Source organism: Sinorhizobium terangae (assembly GCF_009601505.1).
Classification (GTDB): Bacteria; Pseudomonadota; Alphaproteobacteria; order Rhizobiales; family Rhizobiaceae; genus Sinorhizobium; species Sinorhizobium terangae.
Map to the genome: position 1 here is coordinate 30,807 of NZ_WITC01000042.1, position 26,004 is coordinate 56,810.

Sequence of the window (26,004 nt, forward strand, 5' to 3'; positions counted from 1 at the left end):
TCCACATGCTCATCTATTCCGACGAAAACCTCGAGGTGATACATCGCCCCGGATCGTCGGCGTACCTTCTCGTCACCTTCAATGAAATGGAAATGCAGGCGAACGGCCACCGCTTCTGGGGTCAGCGGCTCTGCGAGAAAGCGGACATTGCCGCGCTCGGTTTCATCAGCAGGCGGCCGAACTGGTTTCCCGCAGCAAGCGTCGTGAAGGCGGTGAGCGCGGCGGTGCCGATACTTCGCGCAGCGTCGGAGCGCATCCTCTACGGCCATTCGCAAGGCGGCTACGCGGCGCTGCGCTACCGGCGCCGCTTCGACGCCACCGTCGCCATCGCCTTTTGCCCGCAACTCTCGATAGACCCCAAGGCCGTGCCTTTCGACGGCCGCTTCACGCGTCATTTCGTGCCCGATCTCCATGCCAATATGGGGATTGCAGCGGACCACGCTGCCGGCAGCGCCTATATTTTCTACGACCCCTTCCATGCCGTCGATCGTCGCCACGCCGAGAGGATTGCGACGCTACAATCGGATACGCGCCTCATCCCGGTGCACATGACGGGGCACGGCACGGTCCGGGCATTCACCGGAACCGCGCGCGCCCTTTCGCTTATCGAGGCCTGCCGAGCAGACGACGGCCGGAGCCTGCACACCCTGGCCCACGCAGCCCGGGTCGACGCACCCATGCGTCCCTATCAGATCGCGATCGCGGCAATCGCCCGCCATCCCGCCTGGGCCGACCGGGTTCATCGGCGCTTTGGCGGCGGCTTTTCGGCCATCGAACGGGTCAACTTCCTCTATCACCGCGCCAACCGCCATATCCGCGACGGGGAACTTGCGGTTGCTCGCGACAAGCTAGCCGAGGTCGTGGCGCTGCGACCGGGCGATCCAGGCTTCGCGCGCCGGCTACAAGAGCTTGATAGCCGCATGGCTTCGCACAATCTAGAGCGCCGCGCGTTCAAATGAATGCGCAAAGGACGCTCTCGAACTTTGAATCTAGAGCATCTTTTCTGCTTTCAGTGATTCCACTTGAAAGCAGGATGCTCTAGGCACGGGACCCTCAAGTCACCTTGGGGGAGCTCCGTAGCGGCGAAAGAGAACTTCAGGTCCTGCGGACTGCAAGCCCCTCCACTATCCGACGTCCTTCGAACAACTCGCGCGCTTGCAGGCATGCAACGCTCCAGCCGCGGCGCAGCGCGGCGTCGGCACGGCGGCCAGATCGCATGTAGCCGTGTGGCGATCCTTTATGGCAGCGTGTTTTGCGCCACATCGTTGCGACTATGCGAAGAGGCGACGTGAGCAATCTCGCCTGTCGCCGGCGAAGACGGGAGCCCTGCGGCACACGTTCGATCAACCAGGCTCGCTGTTATCGCTGCATCCTCGAAAAGCTCCTGCATGCGCAAATACTCGACCGAGAGCGTCGGGTCGAGCGCAAGGGCCTGCGAGACGAGCTGCCTGGCGCGGTCGAGGTCTGAACAGGCCATGCGCGCTGCGATCCGATAAATGTAAGTGCGTCGCGTCTGGAATGGCAGTTTGTGCGAGACCTCGAACATCTCCTGGTAACGTCCGAGCGTGTACAGTGACGCGACGCGCTCCTCTGTTATCCAAACCGGTAGAAACGGATCGAGCGTTTCCGCGCGGTCAAGAAGCTGGAGCGCTCGTTCGGGCTCGCCTGCAAAGAGATAAAACGCGGCGCATCGCCCGATCGTGTAAGCATCGTTCGGCGCCATCTCGATGGCTTTCTCATGATGGAAGCGCGAGGCGGCGAAATCGCCCCTTTTCATCTTGAGCGAGCCCATGACACGGTGCGCCTCCGGGTCTGTCGGGTCGAGTTCCAGCGCATGCGCCGTCTGCAACTCGCCGAGACGGAGATCGAAACTCGGCAGCGAACTCCAGGAGCAGACATGCATCGCGAAGGGCCGGCCGAAGCTCGGATCTGCCTTCATCGCCTTCTCGAACCAGTGCATCGCCTCGTGAAGGTGAAAGTCGGCCACCCCAGCCAGCCGATGATGGTCGAGGCCGCGGAGATAATGTTCGTAGGCGGACATGCTTTCTGGCCGCTTCAGACGCGCTGCGGCGAGTTCGGACTGTTCGATCCGACCGGAAACGGTTGCCGCAACGCGGGCGGTGATCTCGTCCATGACGTCGAGAATTTCCTCGAAGGGACGTTGAATGCGATCCGACCACACCAGGTGCCCCCGCTCCGTCCCTGCGAGCGAGATGTTCAGCCGGACATAGCTGCCGGCCTTGCGGATGGAGCCTGCAACGACATAGTGCACGCCGAGCGACTTACCGATCTCAACCGGATCGGTCGTTCGCAACACCATCGAGGCTGAGCGCGAGGTGACGAAAAGGCTCTTCAGGCGGCTGAGTTCGAGCGTCAGGTCGTCGGTCATCCCCTCTGCAAGAAACGTTTGGTCCTGATCCGCGACCGACGCCGTCGTGAACGGAGCGACAGCCACGGAGGTCGGCCTGATTGATGAAGGCGGTGGCGCCCGCGTCGGCGCGACCTGGAAGCGGTGGCGGTCCATGGCGGCGCCGACGCGGTAGATTTTGACCGGCTCCGACACGCCCTTCAGGTGCCGTTCGCCGATCGCTTCAAAGGCGCAGGGCGATACGCGCCGGACCTGATCGTAGAGCGCCTCCGAGACCTCGATCTCCCCCGGTTCGGCGGAGGCTTCGATACGTGAGGCAATGTTCACGCCATCGCCGCGCAGGTCGTCGCCGACGACCGCGACGTCGGCGAGATGCAGGCCAAAGCGCATGTCATGCGTGCACGTGCGCGGCACGGATCCGATGGCCAGTCGCGCCTCCATCGCCGCCCTCAGCGCATTCACCGGGCTCGAAAATTCGGCAAGGATCGCGTCTCCTGCCGTGTTGAACACCCTACCGCCAAAACTCGCCACGACCTCGCCGATGAGGCTCATACAGTAGACGACGCGCGCGATCGTCTGCTCCTCGTCGAGCTCCATCGCCGACGTCGAAGCCACGAAGTCCCCAACCAGAATTGCAGCCAGCTTCCGATGCATGCGCCGCCCAGCTCGATGAAACGCCGAATGGTATCACACGGTCTCGCCGAAGGCATTATCGACCGCAAACAGGCGTAGCGCGCGTCGAGCCGGAACGGCGAGGCCGGCGTGGGCTCGCCGAGCGATAGCCTCAACCGATGCGCAGTGTTGAACAAGGCGGTGCCAAGCGCGTATAAATATCATGGACATCGGTTGGACGAGCGCCTCGTTTCGCGAAGGCCTGTGTTTCGGGAACGTCCATGCGCCCGGAACGTTTCGGATATGCAGTATCCGGCGAGGCGCCGCCGAGTCGAACACCCCGGAACAGCCTGGAGTGAGGGCCATGGAACGAACAAACGCTTGCAAATTGGCAGAAGAATACCTGCGCCTCGGCGGTCATCGCCGGGTGGTGATCGACGATAACCAGACCTCGGTCAGAAACTGGGAGCCGGAGCCTGTGGCGGCCGAGGCGTTCTGGAGGAAAAACGTCGAGATACTGGGACCGGAAAGACAGCGCGAGGTACAACTCCTGCTGCCTACGATCAATCGCGCATGAGGCGGAAGCCCGACTGATTTCGCATGAGGGCCAGACTGTGCCGCGCGACGCGGCTCATCTTTTGCGCCCATGCGCGGAACCGAAAAGTTCATTTCTGAATTGTAGCTGTGTCACCGATACGCGGAATACGGCTGCGAAAGCGTTGAGATGAATAGACCGGATTGCCCGAGCAAGGTGTTGACGGAGTGTCTCGACGACGAATGGTGGACACAGCATCGTGGTGACTCTCCGATCCTCGCCACGGCCATTCACAATGGCCACGCGGTGCGCGGCGCGGTCGAACGTCTCATTACTCTATCGGCCGCGGAGCGGCTGCGCGAGGAAGATCCCTTCACCGAGTTCATCATCCGCGATTTCCCGAACCGGATTGTTGTTCATCGGTCGAGATTTGAGGTCGATGTCAATCGCCCCCGCGACGGTGCGATATATGTGAGGCCGGAGCAGGCCTGGGGTCTCAAAGTCTGGACCCGTCAGCCCCCGCACGATTTGGTCGAGGCATCGCTGGCGATGCATGACGAATATTATGCGATGCTCGAAGCGATGCTGGCGGGCATCGAGCGGCGCCATGGGCGTTTCGTCGTTCTCGACGTCCACAGCTACAACCACCGGCGCAGCGGCCCCGAAGCGGAAGCGACGCGAGCGGAAGCCGCACCGGAGGTCAATATCGGCACGTTTTCGATGGATCGCGTCAAATGGGCAAGAGTGGTGGATGCTTTCGTCAAGGCCTTGCGCTCCACCGACTTCCACGGGCGGCGGCTCGACGTCCGCGAAAACATCGCATTTCAGGGCAGAGGTGAACAGACGCGATTTATCCATGAGCGCTTCCCCGACACGGGCTGCGCCATTGCCGTCGAATTCAAGAAATTCTTCATGGACGAGTGGACGGGCGAGCCGAACATGGAGGCGCTTGTAGCCCTGAGGAAGCTCGTCTCGTCGACGCTGCCGTCGCTTGTCAACGCTTTGGGAGCGGACCAATGAAACGTTCCGCCGCGCCCGCGCCTCGGGACACTCCAGATACGCCCGACTGGCTCGCCGAGATCCTGGTATGCCTCAAGGCCGGAAAGGCCGTGCGAAAGGACCTTCCTGACGGCGGACGGCTGCATATCGACCGCGCGCTTCCTTTTCTTTGCCTGCACATCTTCGGCGACGAAGACGGTCCGGTCGCCCGCGAGATTGCCCAAGCGAATGCATCCTACCTCATTGCGCCCGATGCCAAGGTTGCCGCCTCGGTCGTCGAAGCCGTCGGCGCGCTGCTCAAGAGGCGTCTTGGTGCATTCATGGTTCTGGAAATGGGCGAACTTGCGCGCGACGAACTGTTGACCGACGACGCGCCATACCTTCCGCCATTCAAGATCGAGGTCACGGCAAGCCCGGAAGGGCCCGCCCGGATTGCCGCCAAGGCATTCGCCAATGCCGCCGAGGCGACCGAAGCGAAGTTCCGCACGCCGCGTGTGGAACTTCGTGAAGCCGACGGGCTCGATCTACCGTTTCCCTGTCTTCGGGTGCGGTTTGCACCGATCTATCGGCAACGTGAGTCCGGCAACATCTATCCGCAGCTTCGTGAACGGTTGATCGCCAGTATCTTCGATGCGGGCCTGCAAGCCTTCGCGGCTTTCGTCAGGGCCACCAAAAGCATGAACATCTCGACGCATCGAGCGCTCGGCAGGAAGGCCTTCATCGACGCCGTGGTACGCGCCGATCGGCATATCGACGAGGTCGCCTCGACGTTCGATTTCCTGCTCGCGGTGACCCCGATCAATGCCGACGCGGCATGGAGCGACTTTGCCGCGAGCGAGTACCGGCGAGCCCCGCGCTTTCTCTACCGGCCGTTGACGCTGGAGGTCGAGAAGGCGAAGAAAAAGCTCTTCTCTATCGCCTTCGATCACCTCGAAGACCCGGTGCTGTACCAGCTCTATCGCGAAAAGCAGCAGGAGCTCGACCTTCAGCTTTCGTTGCTTTCGGCCCGGGAGAGCGCAAAATTCATCGAATTCGGCCGTGCCCTCTATGGCCCTGTCGAACGGGAACTCTTGCGGGCTGCGCGGGATATTCTGACCCGTACTGGTGATGGAGACGCTAATCGAGGCCAAGGGCGCGTCGCGGAGCGCCACGCCGATTGCTATTTCGTTGAGCAACAGGCGCGCGCGATGATCGCCGAGTATCGGCGGCGTTATGCCGGCTTTGACGCCACCGTTGAAGTGCGTGATGACCTTCCCTCGGGCCTCATGGTTTCCGGCCACCGCCTGCTCATTGCACGCAGCACGGCGATGGAAGTCGAACGCGTCGAGCCGATCTTGAGTCACGAGATCGGCGTCCACCTGCTGACCTATTTCAACGGCTCGGCGCAGGGCTTGCGCCTTTTCCGCTCGGGCCTCGCCGGATACGAAGGCATGCAGGAGGGGCTGGCGGTCTTCGCGGAGTTTCTGACAGGCGGCTTGAGCAGCGAGCGGCTGCGCCTCATCGCCGCCCGTGTCATCGCCTGCGCCGCGATGCTTGATGGCGCATCGCTGCCGGAAGCTTATCGACTGCTTGTAGAGGACCACGGGTTCTTGAAGGCCGATGCCTTCAACATCGTCCTGCGCGTCTATCGCAGCGGGGGTCTCGCCAAGGATGCGATCTATCTGCGCGGCCTTCTGCAACTCCTCGCCCATCTGGCGGCCGACGGCGCCTTGGAGCCCTTCTGGATGGGAAAGATCGCCGCTTCGCATTTTGGCGTCATGCAGGAACTGAGTGCCCGTGGGCTGCTTGGTGTGCCGGCCGTGCACCCTATATTTCTTGATAATCCGGAAGCACCTTCGCGCCTGGCCAGAGCACGCGCGGGTATGTCGCCGCTCGACATGGTCGAACATTAGGAGCCGGACATGCGCATCGCCTTTTTCGTCAATTCCATCGAAGGCGAGGCCACCTATTACGCCACGACCTGGCTTGCGCTCGCTGCGCTCGCCCGTGGCCACGATGTTTGCTACGTCATGCCGGGGGATTTCGTGCTGCGTTCCGACGACAGCCTGATAGTCCGCGCCACGACCCTGCATGGCCCGAAACCGAAAAAGCCGGAGACGTTGCTCAATGCGCTCAAGGACGAGCGGGCAAAGATCAAGACAATCGACGCCAATGACATCGACGTGCTTTTTCTGCGCAACGATCCTTCGGAAGATGCCGAAAAGCGTTCTTGGGCGGCCTATGCCGGCGTGAATTTCGGACATCTGGCAGCCGATCGCGGCGTGATCGTCGTCAACGATCCGGCTGGCTTGGCGAGTGCCCAGAACAAGCTCTATTTGCAAGGTTTTCCGGAAGTTGTTCGCCCCGTCTCAATGATCTCCCGGAGCATCGAGGAGATCCGGGACTTCATCGATGCGCATCCTGATGGCGTGATCCTGAAGCCACTGCAGGGATCAGGCGGCAAGAACGTTTTCAAGATCAGTTCCAGGGAAGAAGCCAACCTCAATCAGATATTCGAGGTTGCCAGCGGCGAAGGGTACCTGATCGCCCAGACCTACCTGCCCGAAGCGACTGCCGGTGACGTCCGCCTTTTTCTCATGAACGGACGGCCATTGGAGCGCGATGGCGTTCATGCCGCGCTCCGCCGGGTGCCGGCCAAGGGTGATGTGCGCTCGAATATGCACGCCAGCGGTACGCCCGAAGCGGCAACGGTCACGCCGGAAATCCTCGCCCTGGCGGAAAAGCTCCGACCAAAACTCGTGGAAGACGGAATGTTCCTGGTCGGCCTCGACATCGTCGGCGACAAGATACTGGAGATCAATGTCTACAGTCCCGGAGCCCTCCCGGAGATCGCCGCGCTTTACGGCGTGGACTTCAGCGAGGACATCATCATCGCGCTGGAAAACAAGCTGAGCATCCGACAACTCTATTCGGGGACATTATCGAACCGCACGCTGGCGACGCTTTGACTCGTCAAGTGGCCGCCCGATTTCTGGCGCGAATATGCGGGATGATTTCAAACGTGAGTTTACAAAAGTAATATTATATGATTTTTTCTCTGCAGCTGCATGGAGAGCAGCTTTCATTGGGAGGAAATCATGAAATTTGCGAAGGCACTCGCGAGTGCAACGATTCTTGCTGCCTGCACTTTTGGCAGCGCATCGGCCGCGGAACTCGTCGTCGGCTTTTCCCAGATCGGATCGGAGTCCGGCTGGCGCGCCGCTGAAACGACGCTGACGAAGCAGCAGGCCGAGCAGCGCGGAATCGATCTCAAATTCGCCGATGCGCAGCAGAAGCAGGAAAACCAGATCAAGGCCATTCGTTCCTTCATCGCGCAAGGCGTGAACGCTATCCTTGTCGCTCCCGTGGTCGCGACCGGCTGGGACGAAGTCCTGCAAGAGGCGAAGGATGCGGAAATTCCTGTCATCCTGCTCGACCGCACGGTTGACGCATCCGACGATCTTTATTTGACCGCTGTGACCTCCGATCTCGTCCACGAAGGCAACGTCGCCGGCAAGTGGCTTGCCGATACCGTTGCCGGCAAGCCCTGCAACGTCGTCGAGCTTCAGGGCACGACTGGTTCGTCGCCGGCGATCGACCGCAAGAAGGGCTTCGAACAGGCCCTCTCTGGCCACGACAACCTGAAGATCATCCGCAGCCAGACCGGCGACTTCACCCGCACCAAGGGTAAGGAAGTCATGGAAAGCTTCCTGAAGGCGGAAGGCGGCGGCAAGAACATCTGCGCGCTCTACGCCCATAACGACGACATGGCCGTCGGCGCGATCCAGGCCATCAAGGAAGCCGGCCTGAAGCCGGGCAAGGACATTCTCGTCGTCTCAATCGATGCCGTTCCGGATATCTTCCAGGCCATGGCCGCGGGCGAAGCCAACGCGACGGTCGAACTGACCCCGAACATGGCCGGTCCCGCCTTCGACGCCCTTGCCGCCTACCTCAAGGATGGCAAGGCGCCGGCAAAATGGATCCAGACGGAATCGAAGCTTTATACACAAGCCGATGATCCGATGAAGGTCTACGAGGAGAAGAAGGGCCTCGGCTACTGATCTCGTTTGCGACCCGCCCGGCAGATCCGGTGCGGGTCGCTTCTGCCCTTCTGCAAAGAGAGTCCTACCGGAAACGAGCAGGCGTCGCCGCGATGCGGCACTGTTGTCTCCATCCGGTCTCGACTTTCCTGAGACGGTATCCATGCAAGCCAGCAGCGACAACATTCTTACGGCGGTCCGGATCGACAAGGGCTTTCCCGGAACCAAGGCCTTGGACAAGGTCGACTTCCATCTCCAGCGAGGCGAAGTTCACGCGCTTCTCGGCGAAAACGGCGCCGGCAAATCGACGCTCATCAAATGCCTGACCGGCGCCTACCGCCGGGATGGCGGCAGCATCCTGCTCGACGGGGTCGAAGTCGACCCGCGCGACACCTTCGATGCCCAGCGGCTGGGGATAGGAACAGTCTATCAGGAGGTGAACCTGTTGCCGAACCTCAGCGTCGCCGAGAACCTGTTTCTTGGACGGCAGCCGCGCCGCTTCGGCATGGTCGACATCCGGGCGATGAACCGCATGGCACGCGAGCTTCTGTCCGAATACGAGCTCGAGCTCGACGTCACCCGCGCGCTCGCGAGCTATTCGGTCGCCATCCAGCAGGTCGTCGCCATCGCCCGCGCCGTCGACCTTTCGGGCAAGGTGCTGATCCTCGACGAGCCGACGGCGAGTCTCGATGCGCATGAGGTCGCGATGCTCTTTCGCATCGTCCGGCGCCTCAAGGCACGCGGCCTCGGCATCATATTCATCACCCACTTCCTCGAGCAGGTCTACGAAATTTCGGACCGCATCACGGTGCTCAGGAATGGGCGGCTTGTCGGAACGCGCAACACCGCCGACCTCGACCGCCGCGATCTGATCGCAATGATGATCGGCCGCGAACTCGCGGCGGAGATTCACGCAGCCGAGGCTCACGCAGCGGAAGGCGAGCCGCGCTACCGGTTCAGGAACTACGGCCGGCGAGGACGCATCGATCCTTTCGATCTCGACGTCAGGGCGGGTGAGGTCGTCGGCATAGCCGGTCTGCTCGGTTCGGGCCGTACCGAAACGGCAGAGGTACTTTTCGGTGCCCATCGAGCCGACAGCGGCACAGCGGAAATCGACGGCCGCCGCGTCGAGTTGTCGTCGCCTCGTGCCGCCATTCGCCGAAAATTCGGCTTTTGCCCGGAGGACCGCAAGACCGACGGCATCGTCGGCGATCTCTCGGTGCGCGAAAACATCGTTCTTGCTCTGCAGGCGAGACGGGGCTGGACGCGGCCGATCTCGCGCGCGGAGCAGAACCGGCTGGCCGACCTCTATATCCGGGCACTGGATATCCGAACGGCCGACAGGGAAAAGCCGATCAAGCTGCTTTCCGGCGGCAACCAGCAGAAAGCCATCCTCGCCCGCTGGCTGGCCACCGAACCCGAATTCCTGATCCTCGACGAACCGACGCGCGGCATCGATGTTGGCGCACATGCCGAGATCGTCAGGCTGATCGAATCGCTGCGTGAGAAGGGCATGTCACTGATCGTCATTTCATCGGAACTCGAAGAGCTGGTCGCCTACAGCACTCGGATCATTGTTCTTCGCGACCGCGCCCACGTCGCCGAACTCGACGGAGAGCGCATTACCGCGCATCAGATCGTCGAGGCGATTGCCGCGGCCAACGAGCGGAGGGCATCGTGATACCGATCCTCCGGACCTATCTCGCCCGATTGCTGCCGCAACTGATTGCGCTTTCGGCTATTCTCATCGCGATTTCAATGACATTTCCCGGTTTTCTCAACCTGGAAATTCAAAACGACCGCCTCTACGGCAGTCTGATCGACATCCTCAACCGTGGCGCTCCTGTCGTGCTGCTGGCGATCGGCATGACCGTCGTCATTGCAACCAAGGGCATCGACCTTTCCGTCGGCGCGGTCATGGCGATTTGCGGTGCCGTAGCCGCGTCCTTTATCACGGCCGGCCATTCGCTCTTCGAGACCCTCCTCATAACGATTGCGGTCGGCGTCCTCTGCGGCATGTGGAATGGCATTCTCGTCGCCGTGCTCGACATTCAGCCGATCATTGCGACGCTTGTGCTGATGGTCGCCGGGCGAGGCATCGCCCAGTTGGTGACCGAAGGCGCGATTCTCACCTTCAATGATCCCGGCCTCATCTTCATCGGCAGCGGTTCCTTTGCCGGCCTACCGATGCCGGTCGTGGTCTGGCTGGTCTTCGGAGTCCTCGTCGCACTGCTCGTCAGGCAAAGCGCGCTCGGCATGCTGATCGAGGCGATCGGCGTCAATCGCCAGGCGAGCACGCTGTCGGGGGTTCTCACGCCGGTGCTTCTGATTGCCGCCTATATGCTTTCCGGCCTCAGCGCCGCGATCGCCGGGATCATCGCCGCTGCCGATATCAGGGGGGCCGACGCCAACAATGCAGGCCTCTGGCTGGAGCTCGACGCCATTCTGGCCGTCGTCGTCGGCGGCACGTCCCTTCTCGGCGGCCGCTTCAGCATCGCCGCGTCAGTGCTCGGGGCGATTATCATCCAGGCGATCAATACCGGCATCCTGCTTTCCGGTTTCCCGCCAGAGTTCAACCTCATCATCAAGGCGGCAATCATCGTCTTCATCCTGGTGCTTCAGTCGCCGCGCTTCCGCACCGCCTTTGCCTTCCTCGCTGTCCCACGGCGAGCGGCCAAAACGACCGAGCAGGAGGCGAAATGAAGCAGAAATATCTGCCGCTTACGGCAACGATCTTAATCTTCGTCTTAAGCTACGCGCTTTGCGCCGCCCAGTATCCGAACATTCTCTCCACCCGCGTCATCGGCAATCTGTTAACCGACAATGCCTTCCTCGGCATCGCGGCCGTCGGCATGACATTCGTCATTCTTTCGGGAGGCATCGACCTCTCGGTCGGATCGGTCATCGCCTTCACCGGGGTCTTTCTGGCGGTCGTGCTGGAACATACGAGCATGCACCCGCTCATGGCCTTCGCGCTGGTCCTCGCGATAACCACGCTTTTCGGCGCGCTGATGGGAATGATCATCCATTATCTCGAAATGCCGGCCTTCATCGTGACGCTGGCCGGAATGTTCCTCGCTCGCGGCATGGCCTTCGTGCTGTCGATCGATTCTATTCCGATCAAGCATCCGTTCTACGCAATATTGAAAGGGCTCTATTACAAACTGCCAGGCGGCGGGCGCATCACCCTCATCGGCGGGCTGATGCTGCTCGTCTTCGCCGTCGGCATCCTCATCGCTCACAGGACCCGGTTCGGCACGAACGTCTATGCGCTCGGCGGCGGCACGGCGACGGCGAAGCTCATGGGCGTCCCGGTCGCAAGCACAACGGTCAAGATCTATGCCCTCTCGGGGCTGCTCGCGGGCCTCTCCGGCATCGTTTTCTCGCTTTACACGTCGGCTGGCTATTCGCTTGCCGCGGTCGGCGTCGAGCTTGATGCGATCACCGCCGTCGTCATCGGAGGCACGCTCTTGACCGGTGGATCGGGCTTTGTTGCCGGAACGCTTGTCGGCATCTTCATCCAGGGCCTCATCCAGACCTACATAACCTTCGACGGATCGCTCTCCAGCTGGTGGACAAAGATCCTGATCGGCGCGCTTCTCTTTGCCTTTATCCTTCTGCAGAAGGGGATCATCCACCTGTCGCGCGATGCCCGACAACGCGCCTGAGCGAGCGGAGGACCGTGTGAATGCCGCCGGAAACCTTCGCCAAACGACCGGGGAAGCGCACAAGTCACCAGCTCGTCGTCGATGAGTTGGGCCAGGCAGTGGTCGGCGGCGAATTTGCCGTTGGCGACATACTGCCTGGCGACGCGGAGCTTGCGGCGCGCTTCAGAGTCTCGCGCACGGTCCTGCGCGAAGCGATGAAGACGCTGGCTGCCAAGGGGCTCGTTTTTCCGCGTGCGCGCATCGGGACGCGCGTCATGCCGCGGACGAATTGGAACCTGTTCGACGGCGATGTCCTCTCCTGGCATTTCAATGCAGGCGTCGACCGGGATTTCCTGCATCACCTGAGCGAGGTGAGACTGGCCCTCGAACCCTATGCCGCGGGGCTGGCGGCACGGCGGGCGTCCGAAGCGGACATCAGCCAGATGATGCGGCTTGCCGTTGCCATGGGCGACGCCGGGCACAGCGCCCAGACGCTGGCGCACGCCGACCTCGAATTCCATCTCCATTTGCTCGAAGCCTCCCTCAATCCCTTCATGCGGACGGTGGGGAGCCTTATCGAAGCAGCGTTGATCGGCGTTTTCAAACTTACGAGTCCAAGCCCCGAGGAGGCGGACATCGACCGTGTCGCGATGGCGCACATCCGCATCGTCGAGGAGATCCAACGCCGCGATGAGGACGGTGCCCGAAGTGCTATGGAGAACGTGATCCGGGTGGGCCAGGAACGACTTATGCTTGACCTAAGGGTAGGCACGATCCCTCTTCAGAGTGGATCGTGAAACGCCGGACGCCTGGATGCACAAAAACAAAGCGTTATGGCGATTTTCTCAGATGAGGCAACCGCCTGAATTGGCGATTGCCTAGCTCGCATGACCCGCAACGTGGAGGTGCCGCGGCGGCTCGATTCCGACGCGGCCACTTTGCAGTTCGATCCGCCGGCCCGTTGCGATGTCGAAGAGATGCAGCTGCGCCAAGTCTATCCCAAGGCCGATGATGTCGCCGCTTTTCGCGCCACCGCGGCCGGTCTCGACGATCGTCAACTCTGGCGTGGTCGCCGACGCGATGAAAGTGGCCGAGCCGGTCGACTCGACGATGCCGACCGGGACGTCGAAAGCACCCTGTCCTTCAGCAACGATCTTGATGTGCTCCGGGCGGATCCCCGCAGTAAGGGGCGTGCCCGGTGAAAGGCGGCTTCCAATCGCGAGTTTCGCCTGCGTCTTGCCGAAGTCGAGAACGATGTGCGCACCATCTTCCCCGACGATCGCCTGTATGAAGTTCATTGCGGGCGAGCCTATGAAGCCGGCCACGAATTTGTTAGCGGGGCGATCATAGAGATCGAGCGGTCGACCCTGCTGCTCGATGATGCCGTCGCGCATGACGACGACATGGTCTGCCATGGTCATCGCCTCAATCTGGTCGTGCGTTACATAAACCGAGGTTGCCTTGAGCCGGTCGTGCAAGGCGCGGATTTCCTTGCGCATATGCACGCGAAGCGCCGCGTCGAGATTCGAAAGCGGTTCGTCGAACAAGAAAGCCTTGGGATGGCGGATGATGGCGCGGCTCATCGCGACGCGCTGGCGCTGGCCGCCCGAGAGCTCGCGGGGATAACGCTTCATCAGATGCGACAGGCCCGTGGTCAACGCCACCTCTTCCGCCGCCTTGCGGGCTTCCGCCTTCTTCACGCCGCGAATGCGCAGGCTGTAGGTCAGGTTCTCCTCGACGGTCATATGCGGATAGAGCGCATAGGACTGGAAGACCATCGCAACGTCGCGCTTGCGCGGCGGTACATCGTTCATCAGTTGACCGGCGATCTTCATCTCGCCGGTCGAGATCTTCTCAAGCCCGGCGAGCGAGCGCAGCAGTGTGGACTTGCCGCAGCCGGACGGACCGACGAGGGCGACGAACGTCCCCTCCTCTATCGCGAGATTGATGTCCTTCAGCGCGTGGAAGGCACCGTAATACTTGTTGACGCCGTTGAGCTCGATCTGAAGGGTCATTTGAGGGCTCCCGAGGTGAGGCCGGAAACGATGCGGCGCTGCAAGAGGATGAAGGCGGCAAGGATGGGGGTCACATAGATCGTGGCATAAGCCATGATGTTGTTCCATTCATTGGTGTTCGGTCCCATGAAGGAATTGAGCCCGACGCTCGCAGGCTGCAGTTCGACGGCCTGGATCATCGACTTCGAATAGACGAACTCACCGAAGGCCTGCATGAAGATCAGGACGGCGCTGACGAGGATGCCGTTCCTGGCAAGCGGCAACACGATGTTGAAGAAGGCGCCGAAACGCGAATTGCCATCGACGAGAGCCGCCTCCTCAAGCTCCATCGGCACGCTCATGAAGGTCGCCCGGACGAGGACTACGAAGAACGGCATGCTCTTGGCCGCTATCGCCAGGATGACGGCAAGCCGCGGCGTTTCGAGCAGGCCGATCTGCGAGAAACCGACGAAGATCGGCGTCACCATCAGCGAGGCCGGCAACACTTGCAGCATCAGGATGAGGAACAGCCCGATATCCACCCAGACATTGCGGTAGCGCGCCAGCACATAGGCGCAACCGACGCCGAGCACCGAGATGATCGACACGGCCCCTACTGCGATGACCAGCGAGTTCCAGAGGTAGCGGCCCATGTTGCGGCTTTCCCAGACATAGGAGTAGATGCTCCATTGCGGCTCGCTGGGCAGAAATTTGGGTGGGGTCGCGAACATCGCCGAGCCGGTCTTCAGCGCCGTGATATACATCCAGTAAAGCGGGAAGAGGTAGATGGCCGCGAGCAACAATGCGACGGCGAGCATTACCCGATTGCGCAATTGATCACTCATCCTCGGACCTCATGGCGGGTGGAGCGCACATAGACGACGGAAGCGAGCATCACGAAGACGATCATGATCACCGAGATCGTCGCACCCTTGGCGAAGTCGTATTGCCGGAACGAAAGGTCCCAGGCCCAATATTGCGTCACGTTGGACGAGTTGTTCGGTCCGCCCGAGGTGATGCCGGCGAAGAGGTCGAACTGCCGCAGGGTGAAGATCAGGCCGAGCGCGACGATCGCCCCGATCGTCGAACGCATCATCGGTAGGGTGATCGTGAAGAACCGCTGGAGCGCGTTGGCTCCGTCGAGCTCGGCTGCTTCATAGAGGTCCTTCGGTATGCCCGATAACCCGACCGAAAGCAGGATCATGTTGAAGGACGTGCCTAGCCAGATATTGGCGATGATGACGGCCCAGAGGGAATAGTTCGGATCGGAGCGCCAGAAGATGTTGCCTTCGATGACACCCGTCTCCCGCAGGAAGAAGTTGAGCACGCCGAAATCGCCAGAGAGAATCCAGTTCCAGATGGCGCCGACGACCAGGCCGGGCATGACCCAGGAAACCAGAAAGAGCCCACGCAGCCACGACGCTCCCGGAAAATTCATCCAGAAGAACAGAGCGAGGCCGAAGCCGATGAGGAACTGACCGGCGATCGAGGCGCTGACGAAGAGCGCGGTGTTGAGGAGAATGGGCCGGGTTTCGGGCTGCGCGAACAGGTCGACATAGTTCTTGAAGCCGACGAAAGGCCGGACGATGCTGCCGAGGCTGAACATGTCGACCTCCTGAAAGCTCATCACGACGTTGTAGACGAGCGGCAGGCCGGACATCGCGAAAAGGAAGGCGAGCGGTAACAGCACGAGGCCGATGTCGAAGCCTTTTCCGTCCGTCACGCTGGCTAGGATTCTCTTCATTGGCTACCCCTGCCCCTTACAGTGCCGCGCGTCTGCTCAGACACGCAAAGGCCGCTGTAACGCTTTGAAATTTCCTGCATAGTCCCTTAAATCTGAGCCGATTTAAGGGACTATGCAGTGGCGATCCCGGCCGAAGCCGGAGATCGCCTCTCTCGGGAGGAAACTCGTGCGGACCTCATGATCCGCCGGTGATTGCCGCCGCTACCGAAGCGGCGGCTCTTCTCAGCCCAGAACCGCCTTGATCTTTTCGGCTGCCTGGTCAAGCGCTTCCTTGGAGCTCATCTGACCCGTCAGCGCCGCCTGAATCGCGTCCTGGATGGCCTTGGAAATTTTCGGCCATTCCGGGTGCGGGCCACGCGGCTTGGCATATTTCAACTGTTCGAGGAAAACCTTGAGCGCCGCATCTTTCAGCGGCTGGCCGGTCGGCGGGATAGCGACATCTGAGCGGGCCGGCAGTTGGCCGAAATCCTTGAACATCCTGTCGTCCTGCGAAACGAAGTATTCGAGCACCTTGAAGGCTTCTTCGGGATGGTCGGTGCTGGAAAAAATCGCCCAGTTGAAGTCACCCATCGCCGAGGAGCGTTCGGCGCCGATGTCGGGCACCGGCAGCAGCGCTACGCCCCAGTCGAATTTCGCCTCCTGGATCATCCGGTCGAGTTCCCACGGGCCGGAAATCGCCATCGCCGCATTGCCGGAATTGAACGTTCCGGTCGAATCCCATTGGCCGCGTGTCAGACTATCCGGAGAGGCGAGTTTCTCGTCGATAATCGTCTTCCAGGTGTCGAGCGCCTTGACCGCGCCTTCCGTATTGATGTTGTCATAGCCGCCGCCGGCCATCTGCGCCCAGGGAAGGAACTGGAATGTCCCCTCCTCGTTCGCCTTGGCGGAGAATGCGAGACCGTAGACATTCGCGGCCGGGTCCGTCAGCTTGCGCGCGGCCTCCACCAGTTCGTCCCAGGTCTGCGGCGGTTTGTTCGGGTCAAGGCCTTTCGCCTTGAACATGTCCTTGTTGTAGTAGAGCGCGATCGTGTTGGTCGCCTTGGGAATCCCGTAATATTTCCCTTCCCAGGTCACCGACGCGAGCGGTCCCGGAAAGTAATTCTCGGCCTTAACGACCGACGATTTTGCAATCATGTCTGTGAGATCGAGGAACGCGCCGCGCGACGAAAAGAGCGCGTGTTCCGGATTGTCGACCGCTATGATGTCCGGTGCCTGTCCCGTCGAATAGGCGCGCATGGCCTCGCTGACGACGTCGTCGAACTGGATCTGGCGATATTCGACTTTAATTCCGGTGTTCAGCTTGTTGAAATCTTTGATCAAGTTCGGCGCCGGCTGAATGTCCCGATCCAGCGACCAAACACTGATCGTCACATCGTCTGCATTGGCGGCGAATGCCGCCAACGAGGTGCCGAGGGCGACGGTGCCCAGGATTGCAAATCTGCGAATACCCATAGTCTCCTCCTCTCATGGTTCTCCCCGACCGGCATCCTCCATGCCGGTCGTCGGGCATGTCTCAGACCGGATGGACGACGAAATCGCCGCCCCGGCAGGTCTTCAGGTAATTGAGCGCGTGGACCTGGCCGGTCATTTCAAGCGCATCGCGATAGACCGGATCGTGCCAGCCTTCGATGTCGATCGAGCCGGACCAACCGGCGAGCCTCAGTTCCGAGATGATGTCGGTCCAGTTGCTGTCGCCGAAACCCGGCGTACGCATGAAGACGAATTTTTCCTTGCCGAAGATGCCGTGCTCGCGGATGACGTCCCAGCGGATCGTCGCGTCCTTGCCGTGCACGTGAAAAATCTTCGACGCCCATTTGCGGATCTGCGGCAGAGGATCGATCAGGTAGACCATCTGGTGGCAGGGCTCCCATTCGAGACCGATATGCTCGTCCGGGGTCTCGTTGAAGATGAGTTCCCAGGCATCTGGGTTGTGGGCGATGTTCCAGTCGCCGGTCGCCCAGTTGCCGTCCATGGCGCAATTCTCGAAGGCGATCTTCACGCCCTTGTCGGCAGCGCGAGCGGCGAGCTCCCGCCAGATCTTCCGGTAGCGCGGCAGGCTGTCGGTAAGCGGACGATTGCGGATGCGGCCGGTGAACCCCGCGACGCAGGTCGCGCCGAAGTGATGCGCATTGTCGATGCAATCCTTCCAGCCTTGCAGCGTCTGCAGGTCGATGTCGGTCTCCTCCAACGGATTGCCGAACATACCGAGTGTCGAGATCGTGATGTCGCGATCGCCGATCGCTTCCCTGCAGCGCTTGCCAAGCTCGGCGAGGTCCTGCCCGTTGGTCGTCTGCCAGAAGAACGGCTCGAAGCTTTCGAAGCCCATGTCGGCGATCTGGCCGATGCGTCTGGCCGCGTCGCCTTTGGTGGCGCTGACCATCGTGCCGATGCGGATGGATTTGGCTGGATTGCTCATCAGATACCTCAAATTGTCACGCGCTGCCGGGTGCGAGCGCTTTCGATCGCCGCAAACACCATGGCAAGGCTGTTGATGTTGTCGTCGCTCGCCGTTTCCGGCTTCTTGCCGGAGCGGATGGCCGCAACGAAATCTGCGATCACGCTGGCGTGGCCATGCGTCTCTGCCCGATCGGCCGGTTCCGGGACCTCGATCGGGAGCAGTTCGCGGAAAAAACCTTCGCTGCCGGCGACCCTGTTGGCTTGGAAGCTCTCGGCTCCATCCCACAGCAACGTGCCCTCGGTGCCGATGATCCGCCACTGGCTCTCCCAACTCGTATTGGCGCCCTCGGCGCACCACGAGCCGCGATAGGTGAAGGTGACGTCGTCCGACAGCTCGAAGATGGCGTTCGCGGCTGCACCGTGCGCGTACCAGGAGCCGCGCGGATTGCTTTCGTGGCAATAGACCGCGAGCGGCGTCTTGTCGGCGATAAAGCGCGCCGCATCGAAAGTGTGGATTGCCATGTCCAAGAGCAGCACGTTGTCCATCTCTTCCCGGAACCCGCCGAAATGCGCGCCGATGAAGAAGTCGCAATGGAGACCGGTCAGTTTGCCGATCGCGCCGCTTTCCACGAAGCGGCGGATACGGCGCACGCCGGAGATAAAGCGGCGATTCTGAACGACGGCGTGGATCTTTCCTGCCTCGCCCGCAAGGCGGATGAGTTCCCGGCCGGCGGCAAGCGAGGTCGCCATCGGTTTCTCGCTCAGCACGTGGCAGCCGTGCCTGAAGCCTGCAGCAACCACCTCATGACGGGCAGTGGGCACGACGATGTCGAAAAGCAGGTCCGGTTTGGTTTCGCTCAGCACGGCATCGAGATCGGAGTCGATGATCACGTCCGCGATATCGAACTCCCTGGCAAGCGCCCGGGCCGCATCGATATTCACGTCGACGAACCCGACAATGCGGATCGATGATTGAAGTTCGCGGTTTGCGGCGATCGCCTTGAGCCAACCTTTGGCCATAGCTCCGCACCCGCACAGAACTGCGCGCAAAATCACGTTTCTCCTCCCGCAAGCCTCCGAAATCGCCTTGTTTTGGCGACCGTAAACGTTTACGGAACTATGCGGAGTTTCCGAAACATGTCAATAGGGATTCGGACACGAGTGGACGAACGGCGGAGGATAACGGTCGGGATGAAGGGAATTCGGCGCCTTGCGCAACATCTCGATATTTCCATAGGAACCGTCTCGCGGGCGCTCAACGGCAAGCCTGACGTCAATGAAGAGACCCGTAAGCGCGTGCTGCAGGCTGCCGCGGACCTGGGTTACGTCCCGAACCAATCGGGCCGCAGCCTCCGGCAGGGCACGACCAATATCATTGGCTTCATGATGCAGACCGGCACGGAGATCACCGGCCAGGGCGACATATTCTTCATGAGCGTTTTCGATGGCGTTCAGGCGGTCTTTGCCAGACACAAACTCGATCTCGTCGCCCTGCTCTGCTCGTCGCAGGAGGATCCGAACGATTATCTGCGCCGCGTCGTGGCCCGCGGCTTCGCCGACGGGCTGATCCTCTCGGCAACCCAGCGGGACGATCCCCGTATCGAATTCCTGGCCGAACGCAACATCCCCTTCGTCACGCTCGGCCGAAGCCTGACGGATGCCGGCCAACCCTGGCTCGATCTCGATTTCGAGGGCATGGCGCAGGCATCGATCGACCGGCTGGTTGCGCGCGGGCATCGGCGCATTGCCGTCACGCGGCCGCACGACGACGTGAATCTCGGCTACATCTTCGTCGACCGCTGCCGCCGGGCGCTGGCGGAGCACGGACTACCCCTGGAGGAGGATCTGATCTTCCGCTCGACGCCGAACGAGGCGGGCGGCTACCAGATCGCTCGTGACCTACTCGCACTCGACGAACCGCCGACGGCGATCGTGCTGATCAACGAGACGATCGCGATCGGATTCTACCAGGCGCTTTCCGAGGCTGGCATGAAGCCAGGGCGCGACATCGCCGTGATCGGCCGCTACAGCCCGCACGCGCATTTCCTCTCGCCACCACTCACGTGCTTCCGCCTGTCGCTGCGCGACCTAGGCATCGCGCTGGCGGAAACCCTGCTTTCCGCCATGCCGGCGTTCAAAGATCATTACCCGGACGCGCCGGCAAACATGGTCTGGCCCATGGAACTTGTCGAGGGCGAGAGCGATGCATTCCTCATCCCGCAGCGCTGAGTGACCGCATCCTCCCCGCGGCTGGCGTCGTTGTAGCCGCCCCCCGAATTGAACATGTGCCGACCGACGCAACGGATCATTTCAGCGATTCCGGCGTTTGGGGAATTAGGTCAATTGTCGGCTTCCCATTCCCCGTCGGAGCCGTCCTGAAAGGAGATCGCGATGCGCGGAATTTTCCTCGTCCCTGCCCTTCTCGGCTTGTCAACGACCGCCTTTGCCCATGACGCCCCTAGCGGATGGAAATACCCGAATTCCTGCTGCTCAAACTTGGATTGCCGGCAGGTCACCCAGACGGCAATAAGCGAACGTCCGCAAGGCTATATCATCAGGGCCACCGGCGAAGTGTTGCCCTACACCGACGGGAGGGTGCGGATCTCGCCGGACGGCTTTTACCATTGGTGCTCCGCCGCGGGTGAGGAACACAGCAAGACAATTTGTCTGTTCGTGCCGCCGCGGGCCTATTGAACTTTTTTGAAGCAACTCGACCGTCGCAATTGGAAATCTTCGCCATATCGAAGCCGAGGTGATCGACTATCATAGCGTTGTCGGCACGTCGGCCGAAGTCATCGAAGAGGACGCCTGCCTGCCGGCAACTGGACGCGGGAGCGGACGCACATGGGTTGGTCTCTCAGGATTGGAACGATTGGCGGCACGGCGATACGGCTGCATGTCACCTTCGCGCTCCTGCTTGTCTGGATATGGCTGATGCATTACCGCATCGGCGGCGCGCCTGCCGCATGGGAAGGCATCGTTTTCATCATCGCCGTCTTTGTCTGCGTCGTGCTGCATGAATTCGGGCACATCGCCGCCGCGCGCTATTTCGGAATCAGGACGCCGGATATCACGCTGCTGCCGATCGGCGGCGTGGCCCGCCTCGAACGCATGCCCGAGGAACCGCGCGAGGAGTTTGTGATCGCCATTGCCGGTCCCCTCGTCAACGTCGTGATCGCGGGACTCATCTTTCTTGCGCTCGGCGGAACGGTCGGCATGGAGCAGATGGCCGGAGTCGAAGATCCCGGAAGGAGCTTTCTCGCAAGGCTTGCCGGGGTCAATGTGTTTCTCGTGCTTTTCAACATGATCCCGGCCTTTCCGATGGATGGGGGCCGCGTGCTGCGCGCAGCGCTTGCCTCGCGCCTCACCTGGGCACGGGCAACCGAAATCGCCGCGGCAATCGGCCAGGGTCTCGCTTTTGTTTTTGGTTTCATCGGCCTGTTCTATAATCCGCTGCTGATCTTCATCGCCATCTTCGTCTATCTGGCTGCGACGGCCGAAGCACAGAACGCGCATATCCGCGCTGTGTCGGGCAGTGTACTCATCGCCGATGTCATGATCACCGAATTCGCAAGGCTCGACCGCTCGGCGAGCATCGATGAGGCGATCGAGATGCTGCTTGCAACGACGCAACGCGAGTTCCCCGTCGTCGACGCCACCGGGCGTTTCGAGGGCCTGCTGACACGCGACGACATGATCCGCACTCTGAAGGAAAGAGGAGCCGAGACGCCGGTCGTCACCGCGATGCGCAACGACATACCGCGGATCCACTATCGCAAACGTCTCGAAGAGAGCCTGAAGCTGATGCAGCAGACAAGTTCTCCCGCTGTTGCGGTGGTCGACGGTTCGGACCATCTCGTCGGTCTCATGACCCATGAGACGATCGGCGAAATGATGATGGTCCGCGCGGCCGCATCCGGCAGCTTCCGTTTCGGCCACCTGCGCCGGGACAAGGGTGAATACACCCATTTTTGAATCTTTCAGCGGCGAATGCATGGGAACCGAACATGGGATGAAGCGTTCGACCCCTGAAGCGGAAACGGGTTCGACAATGTTCCTTGCCTTGCAGGTTCTGACGATCACCATCGTGGCTGTCGCCATGGCGCTGGCGCTGGCGCATGCGCTCGAATTGCCGGGCAAGCTCAGATTGGCCAGGGAACAGTATTTCGCCATTCAACCAATCTACTATCCCGGCTTTTTTACCATCGGAGGTGCGGCCGAACCTCTCGGCCTGTTGTTCAGCGCCATTCTCCTGTTCTTGACGCCTCCCGGCACGCTGGCTTTCTGGCTGATAGCCTCAGCCTTCATCGGACTATTGGCCATGCAGGCGACCTACTGGGCCCTGACGCATCCGGTGAACAATTTCTGGCTGAAGGATGTCGAATTGAGAGGCGTGAGTGCCGGATTCTTTTCGCTCGCCGCTTCGCGCGATCCTGCTCAATCCGATGATCCGGATTGGACCAATCTGCGTGATCAGTGGGAATTTTCCCATGTCGCACGGGCGGTGTTTGGCTTGATCAGCTTCATCCTCCTTGTGATGGCTGTCGCGCTCTGAGCCATTTACGGCAGCCGCGGCCCCAGCACTGCTATGCCTATCGACGCGAAGGCCAGGAATTTTGCCGCCGCGACCACCATATGTCCCGTTTCCCATTGCAACCGAATCGACGCGAAATCGCTCGGGATGGGACCAGGCGTCCAGCTATCCAACACGGCGTTCACCGGTGCAACGAGTGTAAACCACGCTCCGAGGCCCAGTACCAACAGACAGGTGCCCGCCAAGGCAAACCAGACGGCAGGGCGCTCACCCGCGAGCAGATAAGTGAGCAACGCCGCCGCCAACATTGCCGCGACGTCCAGCGGGCCACCGATCCGGGCAAAGAGTTCGAATTGACCGTTGAAGACTGTCGCCTCTCGCCAGAGTTCAGGCGACCACACGATAAGCCGCGGCGGCGCCTCCAGCACATGGGCAAATGACGGGCCGAGACTGAGCGCCGTCAGCAAGAGCGTGGCAAGTGCAGTCAGGTATAAGGGCATTGTTCGTCTTTCAGCCATGACAAATCACCGAACATTGCCCGCCTGGGCGTTGTTCCCGGCTGCGCTCACAAACCACCGGAAGCGCCGCGACATCACGGAATGTTGTTTGCCAACGTCGCAATCCAGCCGCGGTTTCGCCGATACTACAGCGCCGCGCGTCTCCATTGGGCGCGCAAAGGACGCTGTAGCACGTTGAATTACTGCAGGTTTTTATCCCTAAATCGGCGACGTTCTAGGGAAACATGCAGCAGCCGAAACAGAAACGGAAATCGGCCTATGCGCGCAAGGACGGTCGGCTCCCTCCCCTTCATCTTTTTGCTATTTCTCACAACCGGGCACGCCTTCGCCCTTGAGCCGCCGCGATCGGGACATCCGGTCTTCGACCGAGCCGTGCAGCTCGTGGTCGACAACTTTCATGACACAGCGGCGCTCGATCGGTTTGCCGCGACGGTGCGTCACGAGATTGAAGATGTGCCGCTAACCGCCAAGAGTTCGCAGGCCGAGGTCGACAGGGCAATCGACACGATCCTCGCCAGTCTCGGTGCGTCCCATACCGCCCGCTTCAAACGCGATACGATCGACTACTTCGAACTCGTTGATATATTCCGCTTTGCCATACGCAACGACATGCGGCGATTGTTTCCGCCTGACGGCGAAGTGAACTATGCCGGCATCGGCATGGTCACACAAAGCACTGGCCCGCGGTTCGTCACCGATGTCTATGACGGGTCACCCGCCGACCGCGCGGGAATTCTCGTTGGCGACGAGATTCTCTCGGTGGATGGCGCCCCCTACCGGGAAGTCGAGTCCTTTCGGGACAAGGCCGGGCGAAACGTCGAGGTGCGGTTGCGGCGTCAGGCGGGTGCCGAGCCCATCGCCGTCAAGGTTGCCGTCGAGCGGCTGAGGCCGCTGCGGACATTCGAGAGGGCGATCGAGAACAGCGTCAAAGTGACGGAGCATGATGGGCGGCGGATCGGTTATCTTCGGCTGTGGACGCTCTCGACCGCAGACGGACTGGACATTGTCGCACGCGAGCTTGCAACCGGGCGCCTCAAGGATGCTGAGGGCGTGATCGTCGATCTGCGCGGCCGGTGGGGCGGCGGGCCGGCCGATGCGGCCGAGCTTTTCGTTGGCGACACGCCGACTTTCCGGCTGATCAATCGGAATGGCAAGGAGACGCTCGCCAATGTGCGCTGGCGCCGGCCGGTGGTGGCGATCATCGACGAAGGCGCCAGAAGCGGGTTGGAACTCTTCGCCTATGCCTTGAAGGTGAACGGAATTCCGCTCGTCGGCACGCGAACGGCCGGTGCTCTGCTCGCCGGCCGCGCTTATCTGCTGCCTGACGACAGCCTGCTGGAACTGGCAGTCTCGGATGCCGTCATCGACGAGGGGCTGCGGCTCGAAGGGCGAGGCGTTGAGCCCGACATTCCGGTGCCATTCAGCCTGCCCTACGCGGCGGGAAAAGATCCGCAGTTCGACGCCGCGATCGAGGAGATGCGGCGCGTTCTGGCGAAGGGCTGAGCGGCAGTTCCGATGAGGCTGGTGCCTATTCGCTCTGCCGGAAATTGCGGATCCGGTCGAACAGGACGGCGAGCACCGTGGCGCCGCCGATGAAGGTGCCCTGCCAGAAGGCATTGATGCCGAGCAGGCCGAGACTGTTGCGGATTACCTCGATGAGCGCCGCTCCGATCAATGCTCCGGAGGCCGTGCCGACACCGCCGGCGAGATTGGCACCGCCGATCACCGCCGCGGCAATCACCTGAAGCTCCATTCCAGCGCCGATATTGGTGGTGACGGCACCGAGCCAGCCGGTCTGAATGATGCCGGCGATCCCGGCCGCGAGCGCGGAGATCATATAAACGGCGACCTTGATCCTTCTGACCGGGACGCCCGTGAGGGTGGCCGCCTGTTCGTTGCCGCCGATGGCAAAGACGTAGCGGCCGAACTTGGTCCAGCGCAGCACGAAACCGGTGAGGAGCGCCAGCGCGACCATGTAGAGCACCGGGTTGGCGATGCCGAGGAACCATGCGCCGCCGCCGAGGGCCAGCAACTTGTCATGGTCCGGTCCGAACTGAAAAACGACGGTGTTGTTGGACGCCACCATCGCCAGGCTGCGTGCGATCGACAGCATGCCGAGCGTGATCACAAAAGGCGGAAAGCCCAGATAGGCGATCATGACCCCGTTGAAGGCACCGATCAGAAGCGCGGTGCCGATCGAGGCGGCGATGCCGACCTCGATGCCATAGCCGGCGTGCATGACGACCGCGAGTATCATGCTGCACAGGCAAAGCACGGATCCGACGGACAGATCGATGCCGCCGGTAATGATGACGAGGGTCATGCCGAGAGCGATGATCGCGACGAAAGTCACGTTGCGGGTGATATTGTAGAGGTTCTTCGCCGTGGCGAACGAGTCTGTAGCGAAGGACAAGAATATGCAGGCGAAGATCACCGCGATCAGCACCCAGAAAGTCTGGCTCGCGAGCAACGCCGCCGGCCAGGTTTGTTGTCTGTGTTCTATGGTCCGTTCCAGCGTTGTTGCCATCGTCGACCTTCGTCTCTCTCCGCGGCCACTGCATGTTTCCTTAAATCGTGGCCGATTTAAAGATAAAAACATGCAGCAATTCAAAGTGCTACAGCGTCCTTTGCGCGTCT

24 protein-coding genes are annotated in these 26,004 nt (G+C 61.3%); 15 read left to right on the top strand and 9 right to left on the bottom strand.

The features are described from left to right. The first annotated feature begins 5 nt into the window (after window positions 1–5). Window positions 6–959, top strand: coding sequence for an alpha/beta fold hydrolase domain-containing protein (locus tag GHK62_RS11835; protein WP_153439284.1), 954 nt, complete (start codon window positions 6–8; stop codon window positions 957–959). Window positions 960–1,237: 278 nt separating this feature from the next. Here GHK62_RS11835 and GHK62_RS11840 read toward each other — a convergent pair whose 3' ends face one another. Next, on the bottom strand, window positions 1,238–2,983 hold the full coding sequence (locus GHK62_RS11840; RefSeq protein WP_327791081.1) for an adenylate/guanylate cyclase domain-containing protein: 1,746 nt from the start codon (window positions 2,981–2,983) through the stop codon (window positions 1,238–1,240). 361 nt (window positions 2,984–3,344) lie between these two features. Here GHK62_RS11840 and GHK62_RS11845 point away from each other — a divergent pair, with 361 nt between their 5' ends. The 9 genes from GHK62_RS11845 (at window position 3,345) to GHK62_RS11885 (ending at window position 12,977) form a co-directional block, all read left to right on the top strand. Then, window positions 3,345–3,557 (top strand): hypothetical protein, encoded by a 213-nt coding sequence (locus tag GHK62_RS11845; RefSeq protein ID WP_153439288.1) that lies wholly within the window; start codon window positions 3,345–3,347, stop codon window positions 3,555–3,557. Between the two features lie 147 nt (window positions 3,558–3,704). After that, window positions 3,705–4,535, top strand: a complete 831-nt coding sequence (locus tag GHK62_RS11850) for an N-formylglutamate amidohydrolase (RefSeq protein WP_153439290.1) — start codon at window positions 3,705–3,707, stop codon at window positions 4,533–4,535. Next, window positions 4,532–6,406, top strand: coding sequence for a flavohemoglobin expression-modulating QEGLA motif protein (locus GHK62_RS11855; protein ID WP_153439292.1), 1,875 nt, complete (start codon window positions 4,532–4,534; stop codon window positions 6,404–6,406). The genes GHK62_RS11850 and GHK62_RS11855 overlap by 4 nt, the downstream gene beginning before the upstream one ends. 9 nt (window positions 6,407–6,415) lie before the next feature. Continuing rightward, window positions 6,416–7,462, top strand: coding sequence for a glutathione synthase (locus tag GHK62_RS11860; protein ID WP_153439294.1), 1,047 nt, complete (start codon window positions 6,416–6,418; stop codon window positions 7,460–7,462). Window positions 7,463–7,591: 129 nt separating this feature from the next. Beyond that, window positions 7,592–8,554: a galactofuranose ABC transporter, galactofuranose-binding protein YtfQ gene (gene ytfQ / locus GHK62_RS11865; RefSeq protein WP_153439296.1), complete on the top strand. Its 963-nt coding sequence runs from the start codon at window positions 7,592–7,594 to the stop codon at window positions 8,552–8,554. A gap of 142 nt (window positions 8,555–8,696) precedes the next feature. Next, window positions 8,697–10,214 (top strand): galactofuranose ABC transporter, ATP-binding protein YtfR, encoded by a 1,518-nt coding sequence (gene ytfR / locus GHK62_RS11870; RefSeq protein WP_153439298.1) that lies wholly within the window; start codon window positions 8,697–8,699, stop codon window positions 10,212–10,214. Further along, window positions 10,211–11,236, top strand: a complete 1,026-nt coding sequence (locus GHK62_RS11875) for an ABC transporter permease (RefSeq protein ID WP_184108775.1) — start codon at window positions 10,211–10,213, stop codon at window positions 11,234–11,236. Before ytfR ends, GHK62_RS11875 begins: the two co-directional genes overlap by 4 nt. After that, window positions 11,233–12,201, top strand: a complete 969-nt coding sequence (gene yjfF / locus GHK62_RS11880) for a galactofuranose ABC transporter, permease protein YjfF (protein ID WP_153439300.1) — start codon at window positions 11,233–11,235, stop codon at window positions 12,199–12,201. The genes GHK62_RS11875 and yjfF overlap by 4 nt, the downstream gene beginning before the upstream one ends. A gap of 20 nt (window positions 12,202–12,221) precedes the next feature. After that, the gene (locus GHK62_RS11885; RefSeq protein ID WP_153439301.1) at window positions 12,222–12,977 is read left to right on the top strand and encodes a FadR/GntR family transcriptional regulator; all 756 of its coding nucleotides are present in this window, start codon (window positions 12,222–12,224) and stop codon (window positions 12,975–12,977) included. Between the two features lie 81 nt (window positions 12,978–13,058). On the opposite strand, the gene GHK62_RS11890 is transcribed toward GHK62_RS11885, so the two are convergent. The 6 genes from GHK62_RS11890 to GHK62_RS11915 all read right to left on the bottom strand — a co-directional run bounded on the left by GHK62_RS11890 (window position 13,059) and on the right by GHK62_RS11915 (window position 19,371). After that, complete coding sequence (locus tag GHK62_RS11890) at window positions 13,059–14,195, bottom strand: ABC transporter ATP-binding protein (protein ID WP_153439303.1); 1,137 nt, start codon at window positions 14,193–14,195, stop codon at window positions 13,059–13,061. Continuing rightward, complete coding sequence (locus GHK62_RS11895) at window positions 14,192–15,019, bottom strand: carbohydrate ABC transporter permease (protein ID WP_153439305.1); 828 nt, start codon at window positions 15,017–15,019, stop codon at window positions 14,192–14,194. Before GHK62_RS11895 ends, GHK62_RS11890 begins: the two co-directional genes overlap by 4 nt. Further along, window positions 15,016–15,918: a carbohydrate ABC transporter permease gene (locus tag GHK62_RS11900; protein WP_153439307.1), complete on the bottom strand. Its 903-nt coding sequence runs from the start codon at window positions 15,916–15,918 to the stop codon at window positions 15,016–15,018. Before GHK62_RS11900 ends, GHK62_RS11895 begins: the two co-directional genes overlap by 4 nt. 222 nt (window positions 15,919–16,140) lie before the next feature. Then, window positions 16,141–17,370 (bottom strand): ABC transporter substrate-binding protein, encoded by a 1,230-nt coding sequence (locus GHK62_RS11905; protein WP_153439309.1) that lies wholly within the window; start codon window positions 17,368–17,370, stop codon window positions 16,141–16,143. Window positions 17,371–17,431: 61 nt separating this feature from the next. Then, window positions 17,432–18,334, bottom strand: coding sequence for a sugar phosphate isomerase/epimerase family protein (locus GHK62_RS11910; protein ID WP_153439311.1), 903 nt, complete (start codon window positions 18,332–18,334; stop codon window positions 17,432–17,434). 8 nt (window positions 18,335–18,342) lie between these two features. Next, window positions 18,343–19,371: a Gfo/Idh/MocA family protein gene (locus GHK62_RS11915; protein ID WP_184108777.1), complete on the bottom strand. Its 1,029-nt coding sequence runs from the start codon at window positions 19,369–19,371 to the stop codon at window positions 18,343–18,345. Window positions 19,372–19,506: 135 nt separating this feature from the next. Here GHK62_RS11915 and GHK62_RS11920 point away from each other — a divergent pair, with 135 nt between their 5' ends. The 4 genes from GHK62_RS11920 to GHK62_RS11935 all read left to right on the top strand — a co-directional run bounded on the left by GHK62_RS11920 (window position 19,507) and on the right by GHK62_RS11935 (window position 22,870). After that, complete coding sequence (locus GHK62_RS11920; RefSeq protein WP_153439315.1) at window positions 19,507–20,544, top strand: substrate-binding domain-containing protein; 1,038 nt, start codon at window positions 19,507–19,509, stop codon at window positions 20,542–20,544. A gap of 162 nt (window positions 20,545–20,706) precedes the next feature. Further along, window positions 20,707–21,009 (top strand): hypothetical protein, encoded by a 303-nt coding sequence (locus tag GHK62_RS11925; RefSeq protein ID WP_153439317.1) that lies wholly within the window; start codon window positions 20,707–20,709, stop codon window positions 21,007–21,009. Between the two features lie 150 nt (window positions 21,010–21,159). After that, the gene (locus tag GHK62_RS11930; RefSeq protein WP_153439319.1) at window positions 21,160–22,290 is read left to right on the top strand and encodes a site-2 protease family protein; all 1,131 of its coding nucleotides are present in this window, start codon (window positions 21,160–21,162) and stop codon (window positions 22,288–22,290) included. 19 nt (window positions 22,291–22,309) lie between these two features. After that, window positions 22,310–22,870 carry a DUF1772 domain-containing protein gene (locus GHK62_RS11935; protein WP_234886863.1) on the top strand — a complete coding sequence of 187 codons (561 nt, stop codon included), beginning with the start codon at window positions 22,310–22,312 and terminating at the stop codon, window positions 22,868–22,870. A gap of 5 nt (window positions 22,871–22,875) precedes the next feature. Here the strand turns inward: GHK62_RS11935 and GHK62_RS11940 are convergent, their stop codons facing one another. Continuing rightward, entirely contained in the window at window positions 22,876–23,349 is a 474-nt protein-coding gene (locus tag GHK62_RS11940; RefSeq protein WP_153439339.1) for a DUF1772 domain-containing protein, read from the bottom strand. A gap of 276 nt (window positions 23,350–23,625) precedes the next feature. Here GHK62_RS11940 and GHK62_RS11945 point away from each other — a divergent pair, with 276 nt between their 5' ends. Further along, a complete protein-coding gene (locus GHK62_RS11945; protein WP_153439321.1) occupies window positions 23,626–24,870 on the top strand; it encodes a S41 family peptidase in 1,245 nt (414 codons plus the stop codon). 25 nt (window positions 24,871–24,895) lie between these two features. On the opposite strand, the gene GHK62_RS11950 is transcribed toward GHK62_RS11945, so the two are convergent. After that, window positions 24,896–25,894, bottom strand: a complete 999-nt coding sequence (locus GHK62_RS11950; protein WP_153439323.1) for an ABC transporter permease — start codon at window positions 25,892–25,894, stop codon at window positions 24,896–24,898. Window positions 25,895–26,004 lie beyond the last annotated feature (110 nt).

Excerpts from the sequence above, each read along its gene's own strand:
- GHK62_RS11950 (WP_153439323.1), bottom strand. The coding sequence starts at position 25,894 with ATGGCAACAACGCTGGAACGGACCATAGAACACAGACAACAAACCTGG.
- GHK62_RS11910 (WP_153439311.1), bottom strand. The coding sequence starts at position 18,334 with ATGAGCAATCCAGCCAAATCCATCCGCATCGGCACGATGGTCAGCGCC.
- yjfF (WP_153439300.1), top strand. The coding sequence starts at position 11,233 with ATGAAGCAGAAATATCTGCCGCTTACGGCAACGATCTTAATCTTCGTC.
- ytfR (WP_153439298.1), top strand. The coding sequence starts at position 8,697 with ATGCAAGCCAGCAGCGACAACATTCTTACGGCGGTCCGGATCGACAAG.
- GHK62_RS11835 (WP_153439284.1), top strand. The coding sequence starts at position 6 with ATGCTCATCTATTCCGACGAAAACCTCGAGGTGATACATCGCCCCGGA.
- GHK62_RS11935 (WP_234886863.1), top strand. The coding sequence starts at position 22,310 with ATGGGAACCGAACATGGGATGAAGCGTTCGACCCCTGAAGCGGAAACG.
- GHK62_RS11860 (WP_153439294.1), top strand. The coding sequence starts at position 6,416 with ATGCGCATCGCCTTTTTCGTCAATTCCATCGAAGGCGAGGCCACCTAT.
- GHK62_RS11920 (WP_153439315.1), top strand. The coding sequence starts at position 19,507 with ATGAAGGGAATTCGGCGCCTTGCGCAACATCTCGATATTTCCATAGGA.
- GHK62_RS11885 (WP_153439301.1), top strand. The coding sequence starts at position 12,222 with ATGCCGCCGGAAACCTTCGCCAAACGACCGGGGAAGCGCACAAGTCAC.
- GHK62_RS11900 (WP_153439307.1), bottom strand. The coding sequence starts at position 15,918 with ATGAAGAGAATCCTAGCCAGCGTGACGGACGGAAAAGGCTTCGACATC.
- GHK62_RS11895 (WP_153439305.1), bottom strand. The coding sequence starts at position 15,019 with ATGAGTGATCAATTGCGCAATCGGGTAATGCTCGCCGTCGCATTGTTG.
- ytfQ (WP_153439296.1), top strand. The coding sequence starts at position 7,592 with ATGAAATTTGCGAAGGCACTCGCGAGTGCAACGATTCTTGCTGCCTGC.
- GHK62_RS11930 (WP_153439319.1), top strand. The coding sequence starts at position 21,160 with ATGGGTTGGTCTCTCAGGATTGGAACGATTGGCGGCACGGCGATACGG.
- GHK62_RS11905 (WP_153439309.1), bottom strand. The coding sequence starts at position 17,370 with ATGGGTATTCGCAGATTTGCAATCCTGGGCACCGTCGCCCTCGGCACC.
- GHK62_RS11845 (WP_153439288.1), top strand. The coding sequence starts at position 3,345 with ATGGAACGAACAAACGCTTGCAAATTGGCAGAAGAATACCTGCGCCTC.
- GHK62_RS11855 (WP_153439292.1), top strand. The coding sequence starts at position 4,532 with ATGAAACGTTCCGCCGCGCCCGCGCCTCGGGACACTCCAGATACGCCC.
- GHK62_RS11890 (WP_153439303.1), bottom strand. The coding sequence starts at position 14,195 with ATGACCCTTCAGATCGAGCTCAACGGCGTCAACAAGTATTACGGTGCC.
- GHK62_RS11940 (WP_153439339.1), bottom strand. The coding sequence starts at position 23,349 with ATGCCCTTATACCTGACTGCACTTGCCACGCTCTTGCTGACGGCGCTC.
- GHK62_RS11945 (WP_153439321.1), top strand. The coding sequence starts at position 23,626 with ATGCGCGCAAGGACGGTCGGCTCCCTCCCCTTCATCTTTTTGCTATTT.
- GHK62_RS11925 (WP_153439317.1), top strand. The coding sequence starts at position 20,707 with ATGCGCGGAATTTTCCTCGTCCCTGCCCTTCTCGGCTTGTCAACGACC.
- GHK62_RS11850 (WP_153439290.1), top strand. The coding sequence starts at position 3,705 with ATGAATAGACCGGATTGCCCGAGCAAGGTGTTGACGGAGTGTCTCGAC.